This is a genomic window from Rhodovulum sp. HP10 (genome assembly GCF_047553435.1).
Lineage (GTDB): Bacteria > Pseudomonadota > Alphaproteobacteria > Rhodobacterales > Rhodobacteraceae > Rhodovulum.
This window is the reverse complement of record NZ_CP180201.1, coordinates 1,010,174-1,026,894: the sequence shown is the minus strand read 5'-3', so window position 1 is coordinate 1,026,894 and position 16,721 is coordinate 1,010,174. Positions and strand designations below refer to the sequence as shown.

General features: G+C 67.4%; 22 protein-coding genes and 1 other RNA gene. 15 read left to right on the top strand and 8 right to left on the bottom strand.

Annotated elements, in window-relative coordinates; genetic code table 11:
- From ACK8CO_RS04670 to ACK8CO_RS04660, 3 genes are all read right to left on the bottom strand, one after another.
- Positions 1-1,182 (bottom strand): toxic anion resistance protein, encoded by a 1,182-nt coding sequence (locus ACK8CO_RS04670; RefSeq protein WP_414898319.1) that lies wholly within the window; start codon positions 1,180-1,182, stop codon positions 1-3.
- Positions 1,179-2,075 carry a 5-bromo-4-chloroindolyl phosphate hydrolysis family protein gene (locus ACK8CO_RS04665; protein ID WP_414898318.1) on the bottom strand — a complete coding sequence of 299 codons (897 nt, stop codon included), beginning with the start codon at positions 2,073-2,075 and terminating at the stop codon, positions 1,179-1,181. Before ACK8CO_RS04665 ends, ACK8CO_RS04670 begins: the two co-directional genes overlap by 4 nt.
- Positions 2,076-2,240: 165 nt before the next feature.
- Positions 2,241-3,140 (bottom strand): pseudouridine synthase, encoded by a 900-nt coding sequence (locus ACK8CO_RS04660; protein WP_414898317.1) that lies wholly within the window; start codon positions 3,138-3,140, stop codon positions 2,241-2,243.
- Positions 3,141-3,216: 76 nt separating this feature from the next.
- Between ACK8CO_RS04660 and ACK8CO_RS04655 the strand changes: the two genes are divergently transcribed.
- Positions 3,217-3,669 (top strand): nucleoside deaminase, encoded by a 453-nt coding sequence (locus tag ACK8CO_RS04655; RefSeq protein WP_414898316.1) that lies wholly within the window; start codon positions 3,217-3,219, stop codon positions 3,667-3,669.
- A 70-nt stretch (positions 3,670-3,739) separates the two neighbouring features.
- Here the strand turns inward: ACK8CO_RS04655 and ACK8CO_RS04650 are convergent, their stop codons facing one another.
- Entirely contained in the window at positions 3,740-4,432 is a 693-nt protein-coding gene (locus tag ACK8CO_RS04650; RefSeq protein WP_080615570.1) for a metal-dependent hydrolase, read from the bottom strand.
- Positions 4,433-4,521: 89 nt separating this feature from the next.
- On the opposite strand from ACK8CO_RS04650, the gene ACK8CO_RS04645 reads away from it, so the two are divergent.
- Positions 4,522-5,175 carry a hypothetical protein gene (locus ACK8CO_RS04645; RefSeq protein ID WP_414898315.1) on the top strand — a complete coding sequence of 218 codons (654 nt, stop codon included), beginning with the start codon at positions 4,522-4,524 and terminating at the stop codon, positions 5,173-5,175.
- Between the two features lie 93 nt (positions 5,176-5,268).
- Here the strand turns inward: ACK8CO_RS04645 and ACK8CO_RS04640 are convergent, their stop codons facing one another.
- Both ACK8CO_RS04640 and purU read right to left on the bottom strand, forming a co-directional pair.
- Positions 5,269-5,487: a hypothetical protein gene (locus tag ACK8CO_RS04640; RefSeq protein WP_080615572.1), complete on the bottom strand. Its 219-nt coding sequence runs from the start codon at positions 5,485-5,487 to the stop codon at positions 5,269-5,271.
- Positions 5,488-6,008: 521 nt separating this feature from the next.
- A complete protein-coding gene (purU, locus tag ACK8CO_RS04635) occupies positions 6,009-6,869 on the bottom strand; it encodes a formyltetrahydrofolate deformylase (protein ID WP_414898314.1) in 861 nt (286 codons plus the stop codon).
- A gap of 223 nt (positions 6,870-7,092) precedes the next feature.
- Here purU and gatC point away from each other — a divergent pair, with 223 nt between their 5' ends.
- From gatC to rpmG, 7 genes are all read left to right on the top strand, one after another.
- Positions 7,093-7,380 (top strand): Asp-tRNA(Asn)/Glu-tRNA(Gln) amidotransferase subunit GatC, encoded by a 288-nt coding sequence (gene gatC, locus ACK8CO_RS04630; protein WP_414898313.1) that lies wholly within the window; start codon positions 7,093-7,095, stop codon positions 7,378-7,380.
- 4 nt (positions 7,381-7,384) lie between these two features.
- Positions 7,385-8,866: an Asp-tRNA(Asn)/Glu-tRNA(Gln) amidotransferase subunit GatA gene (gene gatA, locus ACK8CO_RS04625; protein WP_414898312.1), complete on the top strand. Its 1,482-nt coding sequence runs from the start codon at positions 7,385-7,387 to the stop codon at positions 8,864-8,866.
- A 46-nt stretch (positions 8,867-8,912) separates the two neighbouring features.
- The gene (locus tag ACK8CO_RS04620; RefSeq protein WP_414898311.1) at positions 8,913-9,566 is read left to right on the top strand and encodes a hypothetical protein; all 654 of its coding nucleotides are present in this window, start codon (positions 8,913-8,915) and stop codon (positions 9,564-9,566) included.
- Positions 9,508-10,287, top strand: a complete 780-nt coding sequence (locus ACK8CO_RS04615; protein WP_414898310.1) for an N-acetylmuramoyl-L-alanine amidase — start codon at positions 9,508-9,510, stop codon at positions 10,285-10,287. Before ACK8CO_RS04620 ends, ACK8CO_RS04615 begins: the two co-directional genes overlap by 59 nt.
- 11 nt (positions 10,288-10,298) lie before the next feature.
- An RNA gene (gene rnpB, locus ACK8CO_RS04610) (RNase P RNA component class A) lies at positions 10,299-10,680 on the top strand.
- Between the two features lie 147 nt (positions 10,681-10,827).
- The gene (locus ACK8CO_RS04605; protein ID WP_414898309.1) at positions 10,828-11,544 is read left to right on the top strand and encodes a tellurite resistance TerB family protein; all 717 of its coding nucleotides are present in this window, start codon (positions 10,828-10,830) and stop codon (positions 11,542-11,544) included.
- A 146-nt stretch (positions 11,545-11,690) separates the two neighbouring features.
- A complete protein-coding gene (gene rpmG / locus ACK8CO_RS04600; protein WP_042459900.1) occupies positions 11,691-11,858 on the top strand; it encodes a 50S ribosomal protein L33 in 168 nt (55 codons plus the stop codon).
- A 458-nt stretch (positions 11,859-12,316) separates the two neighbouring features.
- Here rpmG and ACK8CO_RS04595 read toward each other — a convergent pair whose 3' ends face one another.
- On the bottom strand, positions 12,317-12,523 hold the full coding sequence (locus ACK8CO_RS04595) for a hypothetical protein (protein ID WP_414898308.1): 207 nt from the start codon (positions 12,521-12,523) through the stop codon (positions 12,317-12,319).
- Positions 12,524-12,685: 162 nt separating this feature from the next.
- On the bottom strand, positions 12,686-13,114 hold the full coding sequence (locus tag ACK8CO_RS04590; protein WP_080615580.1) for a VOC family protein: 429 nt from the start codon (positions 13,112-13,114) through the stop codon (positions 12,686-12,688).
- Between the two features lie 208 nt (positions 13,115-13,322).
- On the opposite strand from ACK8CO_RS04590, the gene ACK8CO_RS04585 reads away from it, so the two are divergent.
- The 6 genes from ACK8CO_RS04585 (at position 13,323) to ACK8CO_RS04560 (ending at position 16,620) form a co-directional block, all read left to right on the top strand.
- A complete protein-coding gene (locus ACK8CO_RS04585; protein ID WP_414898307.1) occupies positions 13,323-13,613 on the top strand; it encodes a hypothetical protein in 291 nt (96 codons plus the stop codon).
- A 363-nt stretch (positions 13,614-13,976) separates the two neighbouring features.
- Positions 13,977-14,417 carry a hypothetical protein gene (locus ACK8CO_RS04580; protein ID WP_414898306.1) on the top strand — a complete coding sequence of 147 codons (441 nt, stop codon included), beginning with the start codon at positions 13,977-13,979 and terminating at the stop codon, positions 14,415-14,417.
- Positions 14,414-15,070 carry a MotA/TolQ/ExbB proton channel family protein gene (locus ACK8CO_RS04575; protein WP_080615582.1) on the top strand — a complete coding sequence of 219 codons (657 nt, stop codon included), beginning with the start codon at positions 14,414-14,416 and terminating at the stop codon, positions 15,068-15,070. Before ACK8CO_RS04580 ends, ACK8CO_RS04575 begins: the two co-directional genes overlap by 4 nt.
- On the top strand, positions 15,063-15,437 hold the full coding sequence (locus tag ACK8CO_RS04570) for a biopolymer transporter ExbD (protein WP_414898305.1): 375 nt from the start codon (positions 15,063-15,065) through the stop codon (positions 15,435-15,437). Before ACK8CO_RS04575 ends, ACK8CO_RS04570 begins: the two co-directional genes overlap by 8 nt.
- Entirely contained in the window at positions 15,437-15,847 is a 411-nt protein-coding gene (locus ACK8CO_RS04565) for an ExbD/TolR family protein (protein WP_080617954.1), read from the top strand. The genes ACK8CO_RS04570 and ACK8CO_RS04565 overlap by 1 nt, the downstream gene beginning before the upstream one ends.
- Positions 15,844-16,620 (top strand): cell envelope integrity protein TolA, encoded by a 777-nt coding sequence (locus ACK8CO_RS04560; protein WP_414898304.1) that lies wholly within the window; start codon positions 15,844-15,846, stop codon positions 16,618-16,620. Before ACK8CO_RS04565 ends, ACK8CO_RS04560 begins: the two co-directional genes overlap by 4 nt.
- Positions 16,621-16,721: the final 101 nt, after the last annotated feature.

Sequence of the window (16,721 nt, the reverse complement as noted above, 5' to 3'; positions counted from 1 at the left end):
TCAGACCCCCGTTACGGCGCCGGCGCCCTGCGCCCGCGACTTGGCCGAGGCCAGCGTGTCGCGCAGCTCGGCCTCCATCTTGTTGAGATCCTGCTCGGCCTGGGCGCGCCGGGCCTTGCCCTCGTCGGCGATGGTCAGGCTTTCCTGAATGGTCGCGACCAGGTCGGCATTGGCCTTCTTCACCGCCTCGATGTCGAACGCACCGCGCTCCATTTCTTCGCGCACGGTCTTGTTGGCCTGACGCAGATTGGCGGCATTGGCGGTCAGCAGCTCGTTGGTCAGGTCATTGGCCCCGCGTACCGCTTCGGCCGCCTCCTTCGAGCGCTGGATGGTGACGGCCTGCGCCAGCTGGGTTTCCCAGAGCGGCACGGTATTGACCAGCGTCGAGTTGATCTTGCTGACCAGCGACTTGTCGTTTTCCTGCACCAGCCGGATCGAAGGCAGCGACTGCATCGTCACCTGACGCGTCAGCCTGAGGTCGTGCACCCGGCGCTCGAGATCGTCGCGGGCGGCACGCAGATCGCGCAGCTCCTGCGCCCGGATCACCTGATCGGCCTCGGGCGCGGCGGCAACCTCGGCCTCCCTGGCGGGAATGTCCCTGGTGTCGAGCTCGGTCAGCTTCTGTTCGCCGGCGGCGATGTAAAGCGCGAGCTCGTCATAGAAATCGAGCGTCTTCTCATAAAGCTTGTCGAGCGACTTGATGTCCTTGAGCAGCGTATGCTCATGCGTCAGAAGCCGGTCGGTGATCGAGTCGATCTGGCCCTGAATCGTCTCGAACCGCGCGACGAATTTGGCGAAGGGCGCGGTGCGGCCCATCAGTTTTTCCCACCAGCTCGCCTCGCGGCGGACATCGAGCTCGGACACCGAGAAGCCCCGGATCGTGGTCACGATCTCGCGCAGCGAGTCGCCTGCGGGGCCGACCTCCTTGTTGCGCACATCGGCCAGCATCGCCTGGCTGATGGTCTGCAGCTCGGATTGCGCCGCCGAGCCGAAGCCGATGATCGAATTGCTGTCGCTCATGTCGATCTCGGCCATGCGCGAGCGGATCGCCTCGGCGACGGGCGGCTCTGCGCGGTCGAGCGCGACCAGGTCCTGCGCCGGCTCGGGCAGGGTCGAGGCTGTCACTTTTTCAACTTCGGCGACATCCTGCGCTGCGATGCGGCGACTGTTGTCCGAGATCATGCGGTTTCTCCCGTTTTGGGCGCGACGGGCACCGGGGCGATGCCTTCACGGTGCAACCTGTCGCGCAGAACTTCGATTTCCACGTCGAGATCGGTCCGGTCGTCCTGCATCAGCGCCCGGGTCCGGGCGGCGAAATGGGTTTCGAGATCGGCCAGAAGCGTCTCGTAATCCTGCCGCGCCGAGGCATCGCGGCTGCGCGGATAGAGATCGGCGAACTTGACCGTCGCGTCGCGCGCGCCCATCAGGTAGACGACCAGATAGCGGCGGGCGGCGGTCAGATCGCGGGGATCTTCCTCGACGCTGCGCAGCATCTCGCGCACGGTGGCCTGAAAATGCTCGACCCGGGCAACGAGGCCGCGCTCGCCCGTACGCTGGATCGCCTCGGACATCGTCGCGAGATGTTTCTCGGCTTCCTCCACGGCGCGGGCGACGCGGGAATTCTGGAAGCTGTCGATGCCCTCCATCCCCTTGTCCGAAAGCGGATCGATCCCGAAAGCCAGGCTGTGCAGCACGAAGCCCAGTGCCGCGAAGATCAGCGGAGCGCCCCCCGCATCGCCCATCCCGGCAAGGAAAAGCCCGGCTCCCGTCAGGACCGAGCCGAGGATCTTGCGCGGCACTGCCGGGCGGCGGGCGATCTTGCGCGCGGCCCAGGCATCCTCGGCGCGCAGCCCCTCGCGGGTCAGCCAGGCGGCAAGCATCAGAAGGCCGAAGGCCGCCAGCGAAAGCGCCAGCCCGGCCGGATCCGAGAAGAAGCCCCGCAATACAAGTGGCAGCGGCACGATGAACATCGCATTGGCGCGCCCCGCCGCCCGGGCCGGACGGCGCCCCCGGAACGGGGAACGCTGGGGAGCGGGCGTGCCGGGGCTGTAGCGGCCGCCGAACCGATGCGCCATCACGCGCCCCCCGTCAGGGTGACGTAAAGGACCAGCGCGATGAGCAGCAAGAATGACAGTTTCTGCAAGCCAGTGCTCGACATTATCCCCTCTGTCTTCACGATCGTCCCCTATACATGGGATGCGACAGCGCCGTTAAAAGCAAGTGCCGGCCGGTTTCGCGATTCAGTCGGGCGGGGTCTTGCCGCGCGGACGCCCTCCGGGACCCGTCAGGGGGCTCGGTCGGCCCGTGTTGCGGCGCGGCCCGCGTCCCGGTTTCGGCCCGGAGGCCTCGACCGGCGGGCGTCCCTTGCGACGCAGCGGTTTCGGCTTTGCGGTGGCTTCGCCCTCGGGGGCGGCGAGCCCGAGCTGGTCGCGCAGCACGCGGCCGCGCAATTCCTCGACTTCGCCCGGTTTCAGATCGCCCAGCTGGAACGGGCCGTAGCTGATCCGGATCAACCGGTTCACGACCAGCCCGACCGTCTCCATCGTGCGGCGGATCTCGCGGTTCCGGCCCTCGCGCAGACCGACGGTCAGCCAGGCATTGGCGCCCTGCTGGCGGTCGAGCGTGACCTCCATCGGCCGGAAGGTCTCGCCCTCAATGACGATCCCCTTGCGCAGCGGCGCCAGTGTCGCGTCGTCAGGCGTGCCCTTGACGCGGACCCGGTATTTCCTGAGCCAGCCGGTCGAGGGCAGTTCGAGCCGCCGCTTGATGGCGCCGTCATTGGTCAGCAGAAGCAGGCCCTCGGAATTGAGATCGAGGCGGCCGACCGGCATCACCCGGGGCATGTCCTCGGGCAGCTTGTCGAAGACGGTCTCGCGGCCCTTTTCGTCGCGGGCCGTGGTCACCAGCCCTGCGGGCTTGTGATAAAGCCAGAGCCGCGGCCGGTCAGGAGCCGCGACGGGGGCGCCGTCGACGGCGATGCTGTCGGCGGGGCCGACATTGAGCGCGGGGCTCGCGATGCGGCGGCCGTTCACCGTCACCCGTCCGGCCTCGATCATCCGTTCGGCTTCGCGGCGCGAGGCGATGCCTGCCCGTGCCAGTACCTTGGCGATCCGCTCGCCCTCTTGTCCGGTCTTGTCCATGGGGCCGGGTTTACGCCGGATCGCAGGGCGGGGGAAGCGGCTTGCGCAGGGCGCGACGGCGCGGCAAGAGAAGGTGATGAGCCCGTTTCGCAGCCATATGGACCAGGCCCTGGCCGAGGCCCGCGCCGCAGCAGGCCGCGACGAGGTGCCGGTCGGTGCGGTGGTGGTCTCGGCCGATGGGCGAGTCGTTGCGACGGCGGGCAACCGGACCCGTGAGCTGCGCGATCCGACGGCCCATGCCGAGATCCTCGCGCTGCGTGCGGCCTGTTCCGCCGCCGGGTCCGAGCGTTTGCCGGGCTTCGATCTTTATGTCACGCTCGAACCCTGTGCGATGTGTGCCTCTGCGATCGGACAGGCGAGGATCGCGCGGCTCTATTACGGGGCGGCGGACCCGAAATCGGGCGGCGTCGCGCATGGCGCGCAGGTGTTCCGGCATCCGCAGAGCCATCACGTCCCCGAGATCTACGACGGTATAGGTGCGGCGGAATCCGAGGCGTTGCTACGTGCCTTCTTCGCTGGACGACGCTGAAGCGACCGGCGGGCCGCGCGCGATTTTTCGACGAAAAATCGGCTCCGGCTCCGGCTCCGGGGCTTGTGGTTCAGATCTCGATCGGGGCCAGCACCTCGGGTTCGATCACCCGGACGCCTGGCAGGTTCTGTTTCAACGCTTCTGCCGATTGTTCGAGCAGCGGGAAGGTCCGGTAATGGCAGGGGATCACCGTTTTGAAATTGAAGAAGGTCCGCGCCGCATAGGCCGCACGTTTCATGTCCATGGTGAAATGCCCGCCCGCGCAGAGCAGTCCGATATCGGGCGCATGCAGGTCGTTGAAGATTTCCATGTCGGCCATCACGTCGGTATCGCCGCTGACATAGATCACATGGCCTTCGCCCGCGATCATGTAACCTGATTCGGTTCCGGCATAGACAGGCCCCTCCGGCCCCTGGACCGAGGAGGAATGGGTGGCATTGACCATCGTGACCGACACATTGCCGAGCCGGACGGTCCCGCCCTTGTTGAATCCGATCACCGAGAGCCCCTCCCGGGCTTCCCACCAGCTCATCAGGTCGAAAATGCCGACGGCCGGTATCGACAATTCCCGCGCGATCGCAATCGTGTCGGAAACATGATCGAAATGGCCATGGGTGACGAGCACATGAGTGGCGCCGCCGATCGCCTCGGCCCGTCTCTCCTCGGGAAAGAGCGGGTTGCCCATAAGCCACGGGTCGATCAGCAGAACCTGATCCTCGATTTCGATCCGGAACCCGGAATGGCCCAGCCAGACGATCTTCATGGTCGGTTTCCTTCTGCTGTGGGCCTTGCCGCACCGGCCACCTGCCCCAAGATTTGCGGCAAAGGTAGCAGAGCGGGGCGGGCATTCCCATGGACTGGACGCGACAGATCGACGCCTATTGCGAACGTACCGATCCGGGCTTCTGGTCCGAGCCGGTGAATGCCGCGACCAACGCCGCCTTCCTGCTGGCGGCGGTGATCCTGTGGCGACGGAGCGGCGGACTGCCATTGGCCCGGGCGCTTGCCGTCGTTCTGGGCCTGATCGGCATCGGCAGCTTTCTCTTTCACACTCTGGCGACCGAATGGGCGTCAATGGCGGATGTGGCGCCGATTCTCGGTTTCATCCTGCTTTATATCTTCGCGGCCAATCGCGCCTATTGGGGGCTGGGGCTCTGGCCGTCGCTGGGGCTGACGGTGCTGTTCATTCCCTATGCGGCCCTGGCCGGATCGCTTTTCGCGCGCCTCGACTGGCTCGGCAGTTCGGCCGGCTACGCGCCGGTGGCGTTGCTGATCCTCCTTTATGCCCTGGCGCTTGCCCGGCGCCTGCCTCGGGTCGCGGCCGGGCTGGGGATCGGCGTCGGCCTGCTGGCGATCTCGCTTGCGTTCCGTACGCTCGACCAGCCGCTCTGCGCGGCCTTGCCGCTTGGCACGCATTTCCTCTGGCATGTGCTAAATGCCGCGATGCTGGGATGGATGATCGAGGTTTATCGCCGATATGAGATAGGACGCCGGTCCTCGGGCTGACCGGGGATGTCCGGAGGCGCATGGCGTACCCCGCGAATGGTGCTGCCGAGACCAGTGTGGCGCGCAATCGGGACCGGTCGATCCGGCCGCCGTTCAAGGCCTTCGGCGGGGGCCGGGACAGGGGTAACCGGAGCTGGGGTTCTCCAAGGGCTTCTGTCGGTCGAGGTAGCGCGCGATCCGGCTTTCCTGCAGAAAGCGCAGGGCCTGCGTCCCTTCGAGGGCGGCAGCGATCTCGTCTTCCGGAACGTCGGCCTCGATGGCAATGATCGCCAGAGAAATCCGGCACCCTCTGATCCGCTCGATCACATCCATCCCCGGAAGCCCCCTGTCGCGAGAATGGGAAAACAATGGCACAGTTTCAGGTCGAATTAAAATGCGGCCATTTCGCATTTTGTAGCGATGGGAGGGTGGTGTTTGGCGGCTTTTTTGAGGAAAATAGAAGGCTTCTTCCGCAAGTAGGGTATTCCATAGTTATTGGGCGTGCCTGCCAAGTTATCTGTAAGTTTTAATTAAATAGTCAGATTTCGTGGGGGCGGTTTAAAGGGGAATATGAACGGAATGCCTGCAAGATGCGCTCTGGGCATGATCGTCATCCCGCGCGTCGTCTCTCGCGGCGGTCGAGATTTGTCAGCGCAAAGAGAGCGCCCCGGAAAAGGGAACGCTTCGGGGTCGACTGCTCCGAGGCCCGCGCGGGCAGGACCGGGCCCGTCAGGAGGCGGGTCGGAGAAACCGGAGACTGGTCGGGGAAACCGGACCGCCCCCGCCGGACGGGGGCGCCGGCCCGTGCGGGGGCGTTGGGCCGAAAGCGTGGAGCGGGGGCGCGCCCGTCCGTTTCAGCCCGGCATGAAGACGACGGTCTTGTGTCCGTTGAGAAGCACCCGGCGTTGCAGGTGCAGCCGCACGGCGCGGGCCAGGACACGGCTTTCGATGTCGCGGCCGACGGCCACGTAATCCTCGGCCGAGAGCGCATGGTTCACCCGTTCGGTTTCCTGCTCGATGATCGGCCCCTCGTCGAGATCGGCGGTCACGAAATGTGCCGTCGCGCCGATCAGCTTGACGCCGCGCTCATGGGCCTGGTGATAGGGCTTGGCGCCCTTGAAGGAGGGCAGGAAGGAATGGTGGATATTGATGACCCGGCCTTCCAGCGCCCGGCTCAGCTTGTCCGAGAGCACCTGCATGTAACGCGCCAGAACCACCAGTTCTGCGCCGGTCTCCTCGACCAGGGCGAGTACTTTCGCCTCCTGCTCGGCCTTGGTCTCCTTCGTCACCGGCCAGCAGTAGTAGGGGATGCCCGCGGCCTCGGCCGTCGCGCGGCTGTCCTCGTGGTTCGAGATCACGGCGGCGACCTCGGCCTCCATCCAGCCGACCCGGATCTGGTAGAGGATATGCAGCAGCGCATGGTCGAATTTCGACACCATGAGGATGATCTTCGGCCGGCGCGCGGCATCGACCACCTCGGCCTCCATGCCATAGCCGTTGATCGCGGGGGCAAGCCGGGCGCGGATGGCCTCGGCCTCGGCGGGCGCGGCGATGTGGAAAGCCACGCGCATGAAGAAGCGGTTGCTTTCGGGGTCGCGGAACTGGGCGCTGTCCTGGATGTTCCCGCCCAGCGCGGTGACGGCATTGGCGACGGTGGCGACGATCCCGGGCTGGTCGTCGCAGGTGAGCGTCAGGATGAAATCTGTCGAGGCCATGGGCGGGGTCCTTGCCTTGAATGTCTTGGGCGCGCGTTTCGGCGCCTTGCGTTATGGAGAAAGGCCCGGCGCGAGTGCAAGCGCCATTCCTGCGCCGCCGCTTTGGGGGCCGGTCGCGACATTGCCAGGGGGCGCCGGCCTGCCGACCGGGCGCGCTCTTGCAGCATGCGCGGCAGAGGGCTAAACGCGGGAACGGATTTCAAGAGCACGGAAAGGCGGCCCCATGTCCATCGACATCGACACCGCGCGGCGGGTGGCGCACCTCGCCCGGATCGCCGTTCAGGAAGACGACCTGCCGGCGCTGGCGCAGGAGCTGTCGGGCATCCTGACCTTCATGGAAGAGCTGAACGAGGTAGACGTGACCGGCGTCGAACCGATGACCGGGGTCACGCCGATGCGGCTGAAGCGGCGCGAGGATATCGTCACCGACGGCGAGATGCAGGACCGGATCCTGTCGAACGCGCCCGATGCGCGCGAGGGCTTCTTTGCGGTTCCCAAGGTGGTGGAGTAACGCCATGAGCGATCTGACCAGGCTGACCATTGCCGATGCGCGCGACGCGCTGCGCAAGGGCGAGACCACTTCGGTGGCGCTGACCGAGGCCTATCTCTCGGCAATCGACGGCGCGGACGCGCTGAACGCCTTCGTGCACAAGACCCCCGAGATCGCGCTCGAGCAGGCCAGGGCTGCCGACAAGCGGATCGCGACGGGCGAGGCGCCCGCGCTTTGCGGCATGCCGCTGGGCATCAAGGATCTCTTCTGCACCAAGGGCGTGGCCTCGCAGGCCGCCTCTAAGATCCTCGACGGCTTCAGGCCCGAATACGAGTCGACCGTGACCCGGAATCTCTGGGATGCGGGCGCGGTCATGCTGGGCAAGCTCAACATGGACGAATTCGCCATGGGCTCGTCGAACGAGACCAGCGCCTATGGCAATGCGGTCAACCCCTGGAAGATCGACGACCGGCAGCTGACCCCGGGCGGCTCTTCGGGGGGCTCGGCTTCGGCCGTTGCCGCCGATCTCTGCATGGCGGCGACCGGTACCGATACCGGCGGCTCGATCCGTCAGCCCGCGGCCTTCACCGGCATCGTCGGTATCAAGCCGACCTATGGGCGCTGCTCGCGCTGGGGGATCGTGGCCTTCGCCTCGTCGCTCGATCAGGCCGGGCCGATGACCCGGACGGTGCGCGACGCGGCGATCATGCTGGGCGCGATGTCGGGCCATGACCCGAAGGATTCGACCAGCGCCGACATTCCGGTGCCGGATTTCGAGGCGATGCTGACCGGCAATATCCGCGGCAAGACCATCGGTATCCCGAAGGAATACCGCATGGAGGGCATGCCCGCGGAGATCGAGAAGCTCTGGGCCGACGGCGCCGAGATGCTGAAGGATGCGGGCGCCTCGATCGTCGAGATCAGCCTGCCGCATACCAAATACGCGCTGCCCGCCTATTACGTGATCGCACCGGCCGAGGCCTCGTCGAACCTCGCGCGCTATGACGGCGTGCGCTACGGCCGCCGGGCAAAGCTCGGGCAGGGCGACGGCATCGTCGAGATGTACGAGAAGACCCGCGCCGAAGGCTTCGGCAAGGAGGTCCAGCGCCGGGTGATGATTGGCACCTATGTGCTGTCGGCGGGCTTCTACGACGCCTATTACAACCGCGCCCGCAAGGTCCGCGCGCTGATCAAGCGCGATTTCGACGAGGTTTTCGCAGGCGGTGTCGATGCGATCCTGACGCCTGCCACGCCCTCGGCGGCCTTCGGTCTGGGCGAGATGGCCGATGCCGATCCGGTGGCGATGTATCTCAATGACGTCTTCACCGTGACCGTGAACCTTGCCGGCCTGCCGGGGATCTCGGTGCCCGCGGGGCTTGATGCCCAGGGGCTTCCGCTGGGGCTTCAGCTGATCGGCCAGCCCTGGGGCGAAGGCGAATTGCTGAATGCCGCACATGTTCTTGAGCAGGCCGCGGGATTTGTTTTCAAGCCCGCGAAATGGTGGTAAGGCGCGCCGGATCACTTGGATTGACGCCATTAGCAGGATGGACCCGATGCGTGCCGTGACTTCCGCGATTGCGGTTCTTGCGCTGGCTGCGTGCAATACGCAGTTGCCCGATTCCGCGGCCGGAGAGGGCTTTGACACTTACGCCGATTACAGCGCCCATCGCGAAGGCGTGTTGCAGGGCGCGGTCTCGGCCCAGCCGATCACTGCGGCGCCCTCGCAGGATGTCGTGACCGAGGTGACCGGCGCGCCGATTCCGGCGGTCGAGAGCGTCGACGGCACCGCCACGCCCGGCGCGCAGGCGGAAAGCCATGCCCGGATCTCGGACGAGCAGAGCTTTGCCGCCGTCAGTGCCCGCGAGACCATCGCCAGCGACCGCGAGCGGCTGGAGCAGCAGCGCGAGCAATATACCGTCATCCCGCCCGAGCCGCTTCCGCCGCGCGAGGGCGGCAATGGCGCCAGCATCATCGAATACGCTCTGCGGACCAGCAATCCGGTCGGCCAGCAGGTCTACAAGCGCGGCCGTGCCGTTGCGCCCGAAACGCTGGCCCGGCGCTGCGCCAAATACGGCTCGGACGATCACGCCCAGGAAGCCTTCCTCAAGAATGGCGGGCCCGAGCGCGACCGGCTGGGGATCGATCCCGATGGCGACGGTTTCGCCTGCTACTGGGATCCCTCGCCGTTCAGGCTTGCCGAACGCTAGGGGCGTGGCGCCGCTCTGGCGGCCCTCGCCCAATTGCGGGGCGCGGCGGGGCGGGGCGCGGCCCGACATGGTCGTGCTGCATTTCACCGCCATGGCCGATGCCGCCTCGGCGCTCGCCCGGCTCTGCGACCCGGCGGCCGGGGTATCGGCGCATTACCTCATCGCCAGTGATGGGCAGGTTCTTCAGCTTGTCGATGAGGCCGACCGCGCCTGGCATGCCGGGGCCGGGTGCTGGGGTGCGGTCTCGGATGTCAATTCCCGCTCGATCGGGATCGAGCTCGACAATCCGGGCGACCGGCCGTTCCCGGCACCGCTGATGGCTGCGCTCGAGGCGCTTCTGCCCGGCATTCTTGCACGCTGGTCGATCCGGCCCGAGCGGGTGATCGGGCATTCCGACATGGCGCCCGACCGCAAATGGGATCCGGGCCGGCGCTTCGACTGGCGAAGGCTCGCGCGGCAGGGCCTGGCGGTCTGGCCCTCGCCCGGCCCGACCGTGGCCGGGGCAGCGCCCGCTGCCGAAACCGCGCCCGACGAGATCGCCTTTCGCAACGCGGCCACGGCCTTCGGCTATGGTGCCGGATGGGAGACGGCGCATGTACTCGACGCGCTGCGCCAGCGGTTCCGGCCCTGGGCCGCGGGGCCGCTTGCCGCGGCCGATATGGCCGTGATTGCCGATCTTGCCCGCCGCTTCCCCGTTGACCCCGGCCGCGCGGGCGCCTAGATCGGGCCCGCGCGGATGGCTGGATGGCCGCGGGGGTGCACGCCCTCGAGGAAAGTCCGGACTCCACGAAGCAACGGTGCCGGGTAACGCCCGGCGGGGGAAACCCCAGGGAAAGCGCCACAGAGAACAGACCGCCTCCGGCTTCGCCCGGAGGTAAGGGTGAAACGGTGGGGTAAGAGCCCACCGCGGGACTGGCAACAGGACCGGCACGGCAAGCCCCACCGGGAGCAATGCCGAATAGGGACCCCGCGCAGGCCAGACCTGCAGGGCGGCTTCGGCCCAGGGGTCCGGGTTGGCAGCTTGAGCGTATCGGTAACGGTACGCCCAGAGGAATGGTCATCCAGGGGGCCTCGTGTCCCCGGACAGAATCCGGCTTACAGGCCGTCCGCGCATATCCTGCCTGTATTTCCGCAAGCCGCCCTTCCGCCTGGTGCCGGGAGGGGCGGTTTTGGGCCTTGGCCAATGCCCGAAAACCTCTAGGGTTCGATGCCGGGAAGCGCGCTGCCCCGGACAGGGGATAGCAGAGGGACAAAGGACCGGATGAGTTTTGTCAGGACGATGGCCACCCTTGCCGTGGGCTTTGCGGCGGCCAGGGGGCTCGAGAGGTTCCAGAAGATGGGCGGTGGCGCGGGAATCGCTGATTCCGTGAAATCGGCCGCGACCCGGGCCGGGATCGGCAGCCAGATCGGGCCGCTCCTGGAGCGGATGCAGGTGCCGGGGGGCGCGGCGGCGCTGAAGGCCAATGCCAAATGGCTGGGCACGAAGGCGCGCGAGACCGGCGATCACGCGCTGGTCGGGCTTGGCGGGCTGATGGCGGCGCTGGGCGGCGCCTCCTGGGCGGGCTCGGTCAATGCCAGGGATATCCTGAATGCGATGGGCGAGGTCGCGCCGCCCGATGTCTCGATGGAGAAGAATGCGCGGCTGTTGATCCGCTCGATGGTGATGGCGGCGAAATCCGATGGCGAGATCGACGCGGCCGAGCGCGCGGCGATCCTCGATGTTCTGGGCGATGCCACGGCCGACGAGCTTGCCTTTGTCGAGGCCGAGATGGCCCGGCCCATCGATATCCGGGCGCTTGCGGCCGAGACCGGTAATCATCAGCGCACGGCGGTTTATGCCGCGGCGGTCGTGACGACCAGGCTCGACAGCCCGGCCGAGATCGCGCATCTTGATCGTCTGGCCGAGGCGCTGCATCTCGGGCGTGCCGCGCGCCAGCGGATCCACAAGGCGATGCGGCTGCCGCAGGTGCTGGCCTGACCCACGCACCTCCGGGGCGCGGGCAGGGGGCTGGCCGGCTTGCGCTTGCAGGGCCAGAACCCGCTTGACTCGGGGGCGCGGATCGCTAAAACGCGGGCTTCAAGAACTTCACGGGCGCAATGCCGCCCGCGCGACGGAGATGAGACATGGCGAAGCCGACAACCATCAAGATCCGCCTGAACTCGACCGCGGGCACCGGCCATTTCTACGTGACCAAGAAGAACGCCCGCACCATGACCGAGAAAATGGTGGTCAAGAAATACGACCCGGTCGTGCGTCAGCACGTCGAATACAAGGAAGGCAAGATCAAGTGATCTAGCCGCCTCCGGGTTTTACCCGGCAAGGGTCAGACCGGGGCCGCGCCGCAAGGGGCGGCCTTTCGTTTTGCGTTCTTTCTTTTGCACGGCGCTCGCGCCGGGGCGCGGCCCTGCATCCGGAACCGTCCGAGCGGCAGGCAACGTCTGCGGGTCCGGTGGCGGGCCGGTCGCTTTCCTCTCTTCACTCCCGATACCGCTTTTCCCGTTTCCGGCGCGAGGTCTTCCTCCTGCCCTCCGGGTCTCAAGCTGCCCGCGCGAAGGGCGAGATCTCGGCGGCCGCCAGCCGGGCCTGCCACCCTGCGCAGGATGTCGAGCTTCGGGTGCAGGCCGTGCCGCTTATCGGTGCCAGAGAGGCCCAAGGCCAGGACGCGCGAACGAGAACGGCGCGATGCGACCGTGATGGCGGCGATCCGGTCGGCAAGCGGGACGTTGCCCGCAGGGGAATGCCAGGGTCCTCACAGCGCGCCCGGCCGACGGCGTGGGCTGGCCCGGATGAGGAAGAGTGCGCCGAGAAAGGCGTCGATGCTGTCCCGGCCGAGATCGAGGACCGTGCCGTGCGTCTGCTCCGGTCCGGCGATATCGGCGCGAAGTCGCGGGATCGTGCTCGACAGCGCGGCGAGAGACAGGCGCCGGCGAGGGGCGGTTCCGACACTGGCTGGCATCCATGCCCCATGCGGCCAACGACCGCAGGAGGGTCCGAGGCGGAAGTCAGTGGCCTCTCGAGGCTGCCTGACCATGACCGGTCGTTCCGGGCGGCGCTGGGGGCTTTCCGAAGGACTGGAACCAGACCCAAGATCCCCGGCGCTAACGTCGGCGCGGCGAAGCTAGAACTCGATCACGACGGATGGCGTGTTGCGTTTCGCCGCGCCCTGATAAACGGCCTCGATGTTGTTCCCGTCCGGATCCAGCACGAAAGCGGCATAGTAGTCCGGATGATAGGCCCGCAGGCCCGGCGCGCCGTTATCGCGTCCGCCATTCTTCAGCGCGGTGCTGTGGAAGGCATCCACCATGGCCCGGTCTTTCGCCTGAAAGGCAAGATGGTGCCGCCCTGTCAACTCCCCCAGAGCCGTCGGGCTGTCGGCCGAAGACACGACAAGCTCATCGGCCAGGAAATACCCGTTCCCGGTGCTGATGACCGGGATCTTGAGGGCCGACAGGACTGCCTTGTAGAAGCGTTCGCTTGCATTCAGGTCCCGGACCACAAGCTGAATGTGATCGATCAAACGCCCTCGGTGTAGCTGGTGGTCTGCCATGGTCTTCCCTTTTGGTGGCGAGCAGAGGGGACCGCCCCCTGGCACCGGGATAAGAGCCCGGGGGCGGAACTGCGGCAAGGGGCCTATCCGCCGCGTCTTGGGGCGCAAGCATCAGCCGCGCGTTCTGACCCTCCGGAGATTGACATATCTAGGCTCGATATCAGGCCCGGCGCGGGCCTGCGCGGCGATCGGGAACGGCGACGGCCCGGTGAAGGGCTGTGCACTGTCCTTGGCAGGGACCCGCACGCGCTGCGATGCCGGCAAGGACGACGGCCATTCCCCGGAGGATGAGGTCTTCCGGACGGGGCTTTACGATGGGCCGTGGCGGGGACCGAACTGGCGGCTGGGACCCGGCTTCGTGCCCGGCGACCTCATGTGCGACGAGGTGTTGGGCCGCAACGGTTATCCGGCCTGCGCCGAGCTGCCGCGGCGGACTGTCCGGATGCGCCCGCATTCAGATATCGCAGCACCGAAGGTCGCGCCGACCATCCTCGATTAAGATTGTGGAAGCGGTCCGGCATTGGCTCGAGGCGACGCCATGGTCTTCGCGAAAGCGATTGCGGATCTGCGGAAATCTCGGGCGCCCCATGGCAAGCGGCTCCGGGGACGAACGGGACGTCCTGGCCATTGGCCCGGCCTTGCAGGGGCTGCGCCCCGCGATGCCCGTCCGATGAGACCTGTCCGATGAGGCCCCTCCCGCTATGACTGTCCTGCTCTGGTTGTCACGGTCGGAATTGGTCCGAGTGTTTTACTTAGGTATTGTGCCTGCGGGCGTGCTGTGGTTCTTTGCGTCCGATTTCTCAAGCCAGTTTCGGGTCCTTCCCGCCGCCAGAGAACAGAGTGCATCAATGGATCTCAGGGAATGGAACGCTCGATGGGCATCTCTCACCTTGGCGCCGCGGCTGCGGTCGGCCTTCTCGCCTCGTCCCTCGGCGCCTCTGCGCAGGAGGCCGGGTCGCATCTCTCGATCGAGCTGAATGCGGTTGCACCGGCCGAGACCGGTTGCCTGATCAGCTTTCTGGCCCGGAACGGGCATGAGACCGGCATCGACCGGGCGGTTTTCGAAACCGTGCTGATCGACCGTCAGGGCCAGGTCGATCGTCTGAGCCTGTTCGATTTCGGGACGTTGCCCGCCGGGCGGCCGCGGATGCGGCAATTCTCCGTTCCCGGGCTCGATTGCGGCGATCTGGGGCAGATCCTGATCAATGGTGCGACGACCTGCGAGGCCGGAGCGCTGGGCGAGGCGGCCTGCACCGAGGGGCTCGGGCTGAGCAGCCGCACCGATGTGGAGCTGATCGGATGATCGGCGCGGTGATCGAGCTTTTGCGCCGTGTGGCCGATCTCGGCGGGCCGGTGGTTCTGATCCTGATCGGGGTCTCGGTCCTGACGGTGGCGGTCGTGCTTTACAAGCTCTGGCAATTCGCGGCCTCGGGCGTCGGCCGGCACCGGGCGCTGTCGGAGGCGGTCGCGCATTGGGACAGGGGCGAGAGGGACCGGGCGCGGGCCGCGCTCGAGGGTTCGCGCAGCTATCTGCGCCCGGTGGTCGATCTTGCGATGTCGGGGCAGACCGATCCCGAGCGGCTGGAGGCCGAGGCCGAGGTCCGCTTTGCCCGGCTGGAAAGCGGCTTCCGGCTGCTCGACTCGGTCGCGCAGCTTTCGCCGCTGCTGGGGCTGTTCGGCACCGTCCTGGGCATGATCGCGGCGTTTCAGGCGCTGCAGGCGGCGGGCACGCAGGTCGACCCGTCGATCCTTGCGGGCGGTATCTGGGTGGCGCTTCTGACCACGGCGGTCGGTCTGGCCGTGGCGATGCCGACGGCGCTGATCCTGAGCTGGTTCGAAGGCCGGATGGAGGCCGAGCGGGTGCTGGCCGAGACCGCCATTCACACCGTTCTGGCCCCCGGCAATGCGCCCGGCGCGCCCGGACCGGTCGCGTCGGACGGTCGGGATCATGGCTAGGCCGCGGCGGCGGCGGCTGTCGCTCACGTCGCTGGTCGACGTGATCTTCCTGCTGCTGCTCTTCTTCATGCTGAGCTCGACCTTCACCCGGTTTGCCGAGGTCGATCTCGTGGCGGCCGGGCAGGGCGGGGCGGCGGCGGACAGCGAGACGCGGCCGCTTTTCCTGCAGCTCGAGCCCGACCGGCTGCGGCTGAACGGCCGCTCGCTTGACCTTGACGGACTGGCCGAAGGGCTGGGTCCGGTCGAGCCGGGGCAGGTCGTGCTGGTGGCGCTGCGCGGCGGGGTCAGTGCGCAGCGGCTGACCGATCTTCTGGTCGCGCTTCGCGCGATCCCGGGGCTGGGCGTGACTGTACTGGGGGCGACATGATGGCCAGACAAGCTGCGATCAGGGCTGCGAAGGCACGCCGTGCCGGGCGCGAGCCGACCATCGCACTGATCAATATCGTCTTCCTGCTGCTGATCTTCTTCCTCGTCGCAGGCACGCTGGCGGCGCCGCTCGATGCGACCCTGAAACTGGTCGATACCGAGGGGCTGGAAGGGGCCGCGCCCGCCGAGGCGCTGGTTCTGCATGCCGATGGGCGGATCACGCTGCAAGAGCAGGCGACGACGCCCGAGGCCTTCGTCGCCGGGCTTGAGAAGCCCGAGACGGGCGTCACCATCGCCCGGGTCGTTCCCGATCGCGACGTGCCTGCAGCCGATCTTGTGGCGCTTGGGCAGGCCTTGCGCGCAGCCGGGGCCGAACGGGTGGTGATCGTCACCGAACGGGGGCTGCAATGACGATACCAAGTTCCCGCCTCGGCAAGCTGCTGGCCTGTGGCCTCGCGCTCGGGGCGCATGGAGCGCTTGCCCTGGTTCTCGTCCCCGAGGTCGAGATCAGGATGGAGGGCCGTAACGGCGCGGCCGAGGCGGCGATCGGTTCGAGCTTCGCCGATATGGCGGCCGGACGGCTCGATGCCGAGAGCGTCGAGGATGTGGTCGAGCCTGAACAACCCCTCGAACCGCTCCCTCCCGACAGGCCCGAGCCGGTCGAGACCGTCATGCCGGATCCTGCCCAGGCATTGGCGCCGGTCCCTGACATGGTCGTGGCGGAGAGCCCCGAGCCCGAAACCGTGACTGCGGAACCCGAGCCCAAGCCCAAGCCCAAGCTCAAGCCCGAACCGAAGCCCGAAGAGAAACCGGTGGCGCGAGGCAATGCCGACCGCAACGCCCGTGCCGGTCAGGCGGCGGGCAATGAGCGCGCAGAGGCCGCGACCAGTGGCCGGGGCGGCGCCGTGGCCGAGTCGGGCAATGCCGCAAGCTCGAACTATCCCGGGCTGGTGATGCGGGCGCTGTCGCGGGTGCCGAAGCCCAGGATCCGTGCACGCGGCGCCGCGGTGGTGGCGTTCCGGGTCGCGGCGGATGGCGGCCTGGCCTCGGCTTCGGTGGCGCGCAGTTCGGGCTCGACCGCGCTCGATCAGGCGGCTTTGCGCCTTGTCGAACGCGCCGCACCCTTTCCGGCCCCCCCGCGCGGTGCCCAGCGCAGCTTCTCGATCCGGATCGAGGGCCGGTAAGGCGCGCGCGCCTGCCGCGTGTTTCCGAGGCGATCTGCCACGGATTTCGGCAAACCGCGCTGCCCTTCAGGGCGAATGGTCGCGTCCCGCCCTGGAGGGCA

Coding starts and splice junctions, on each gene's coding strand:
- ACK8CO_RS04670 (WP_414898319.1), bottom strand. CDS start 1,182: ATGATCTCGGACAACAGTCGCCGCATCGCAGCGCAGGATGTCGCCGAA.
- ACK8CO_RS04665 (WP_414898318.1), bottom strand. CDS start 2,075: ATGGCGCATCGGTTCGGCGGCCGCTACAGCCCCGGCACGCCCGCTCCC.
- ACK8CO_RS04660 (WP_414898317.1), bottom strand. CDS start 3,140: ATGGACAAGACCGGACAAGAGGGCGAGCGGATCGCCAAGGTACTGGCA.
- ACK8CO_RS04655 (WP_414898316.1), top strand. CDS start 3,217: ATGAGCCCGTTTCGCAGCCATATGGACCAGGCCCTGGCCGAGGCCCGC.
- ACK8CO_RS04650 (WP_080615570.1), bottom strand. CDS start 4,432: ATGAAGATCGTCTGGCTGGGCCATTCCGGGTTCCGGATCGAAATCGAG.
- ACK8CO_RS04645 (WP_414898315.1), top strand. CDS start 4,522: ATGGACTGGACGCGACAGATCGACGCCTATTGCGAACGTACCGATCCG.
- ACK8CO_RS04640 (WP_080615572.1), bottom strand. CDS start 5,487: ATGGATGTGATCGAGCGGATCAGAGGGTGCCGGATTTCTCTGGCGATC.
- purU (WP_414898314.1), bottom strand. CDS start 6,869: ATGGCCTCGACAGATTTCATCCTGACGCTCACCTGCGACGACCAGCCC.
- gatC (WP_414898313.1), top strand. CDS start 7,093: ATGTCCATCGACATCGACACCGCGCGGCGGGTGGCGCACCTCGCCCGG.
- gatA (WP_414898312.1), top strand. CDS start 7,385: ATGAGCGATCTGACCAGGCTGACCATTGCCGATGCGCGCGACGCGCTG.
- ACK8CO_RS04620 (WP_414898311.1), top strand. CDS start 8,913: ATGCGTGCCGTGACTTCCGCGATTGCGGTTCTTGCGCTGGCTGCGTGC.
- ACK8CO_RS04615 (WP_414898310.1), top strand. CDS start 9,508: ATGGCGACGGTTTCGCCTGCTACTGGGATCCCTCGCCGTTCAGGCTTG.
- ACK8CO_RS04605 (WP_414898309.1), top strand. CDS start 10,828: ATGAGTTTTGTCAGGACGATGGCCACCCTTGCCGTGGGCTTTGCGGCG.
- rpmG (WP_042459900.1), top strand. CDS start 11,691: ATGGCGAAGCCGACAACCATCAAGATCCGCCTGAACTCGACCGCGGGC.
- ACK8CO_RS04595 (WP_414898308.1), bottom strand. CDS start 12,523: ATGCCAGCCAGTGTCGGAACCGCCCCTCGCCGGCGCCTGTCTCTCGCC.
- ACK8CO_RS04590 (WP_080615580.1), bottom strand. CDS start 13,114: ATGGCAGACCACCAGCTACACCGAGGGCGTTTGATCGATCACATTCAG.
- ACK8CO_RS04580 (WP_414898306.1), top strand. CDS start 13,977: ATGGAACGCTCGATGGGCATCTCTCACCTTGGCGCCGCGGCTGCGGTC.
- ACK8CO_RS04575 (WP_080615582.1), top strand. CDS start 14,414: ATGATCGGCGCGGTGATCGAGCTTTTGCGCCGTGTGGCCGATCTCGGC.
- ACK8CO_RS04570 (WP_414898305.1), top strand. CDS start 15,063: ATGGCTAGGCCGCGGCGGCGGCGGCTGTCGCTCACGTCGCTGGTCGAC.
- ACK8CO_RS04565 (WP_080617954.1), top strand. CDS start 15,437: ATGGCCAGACAAGCTGCGATCAGGGCTGCGAAGGCACGCCGTGCCGGG.
- ACK8CO_RS04560 (WP_414898304.1), top strand. CDS start 15,844: ATGACGATACCAAGTTCCCGCCTCGGCAAGCTGCTGGCCTGTGGCCTC.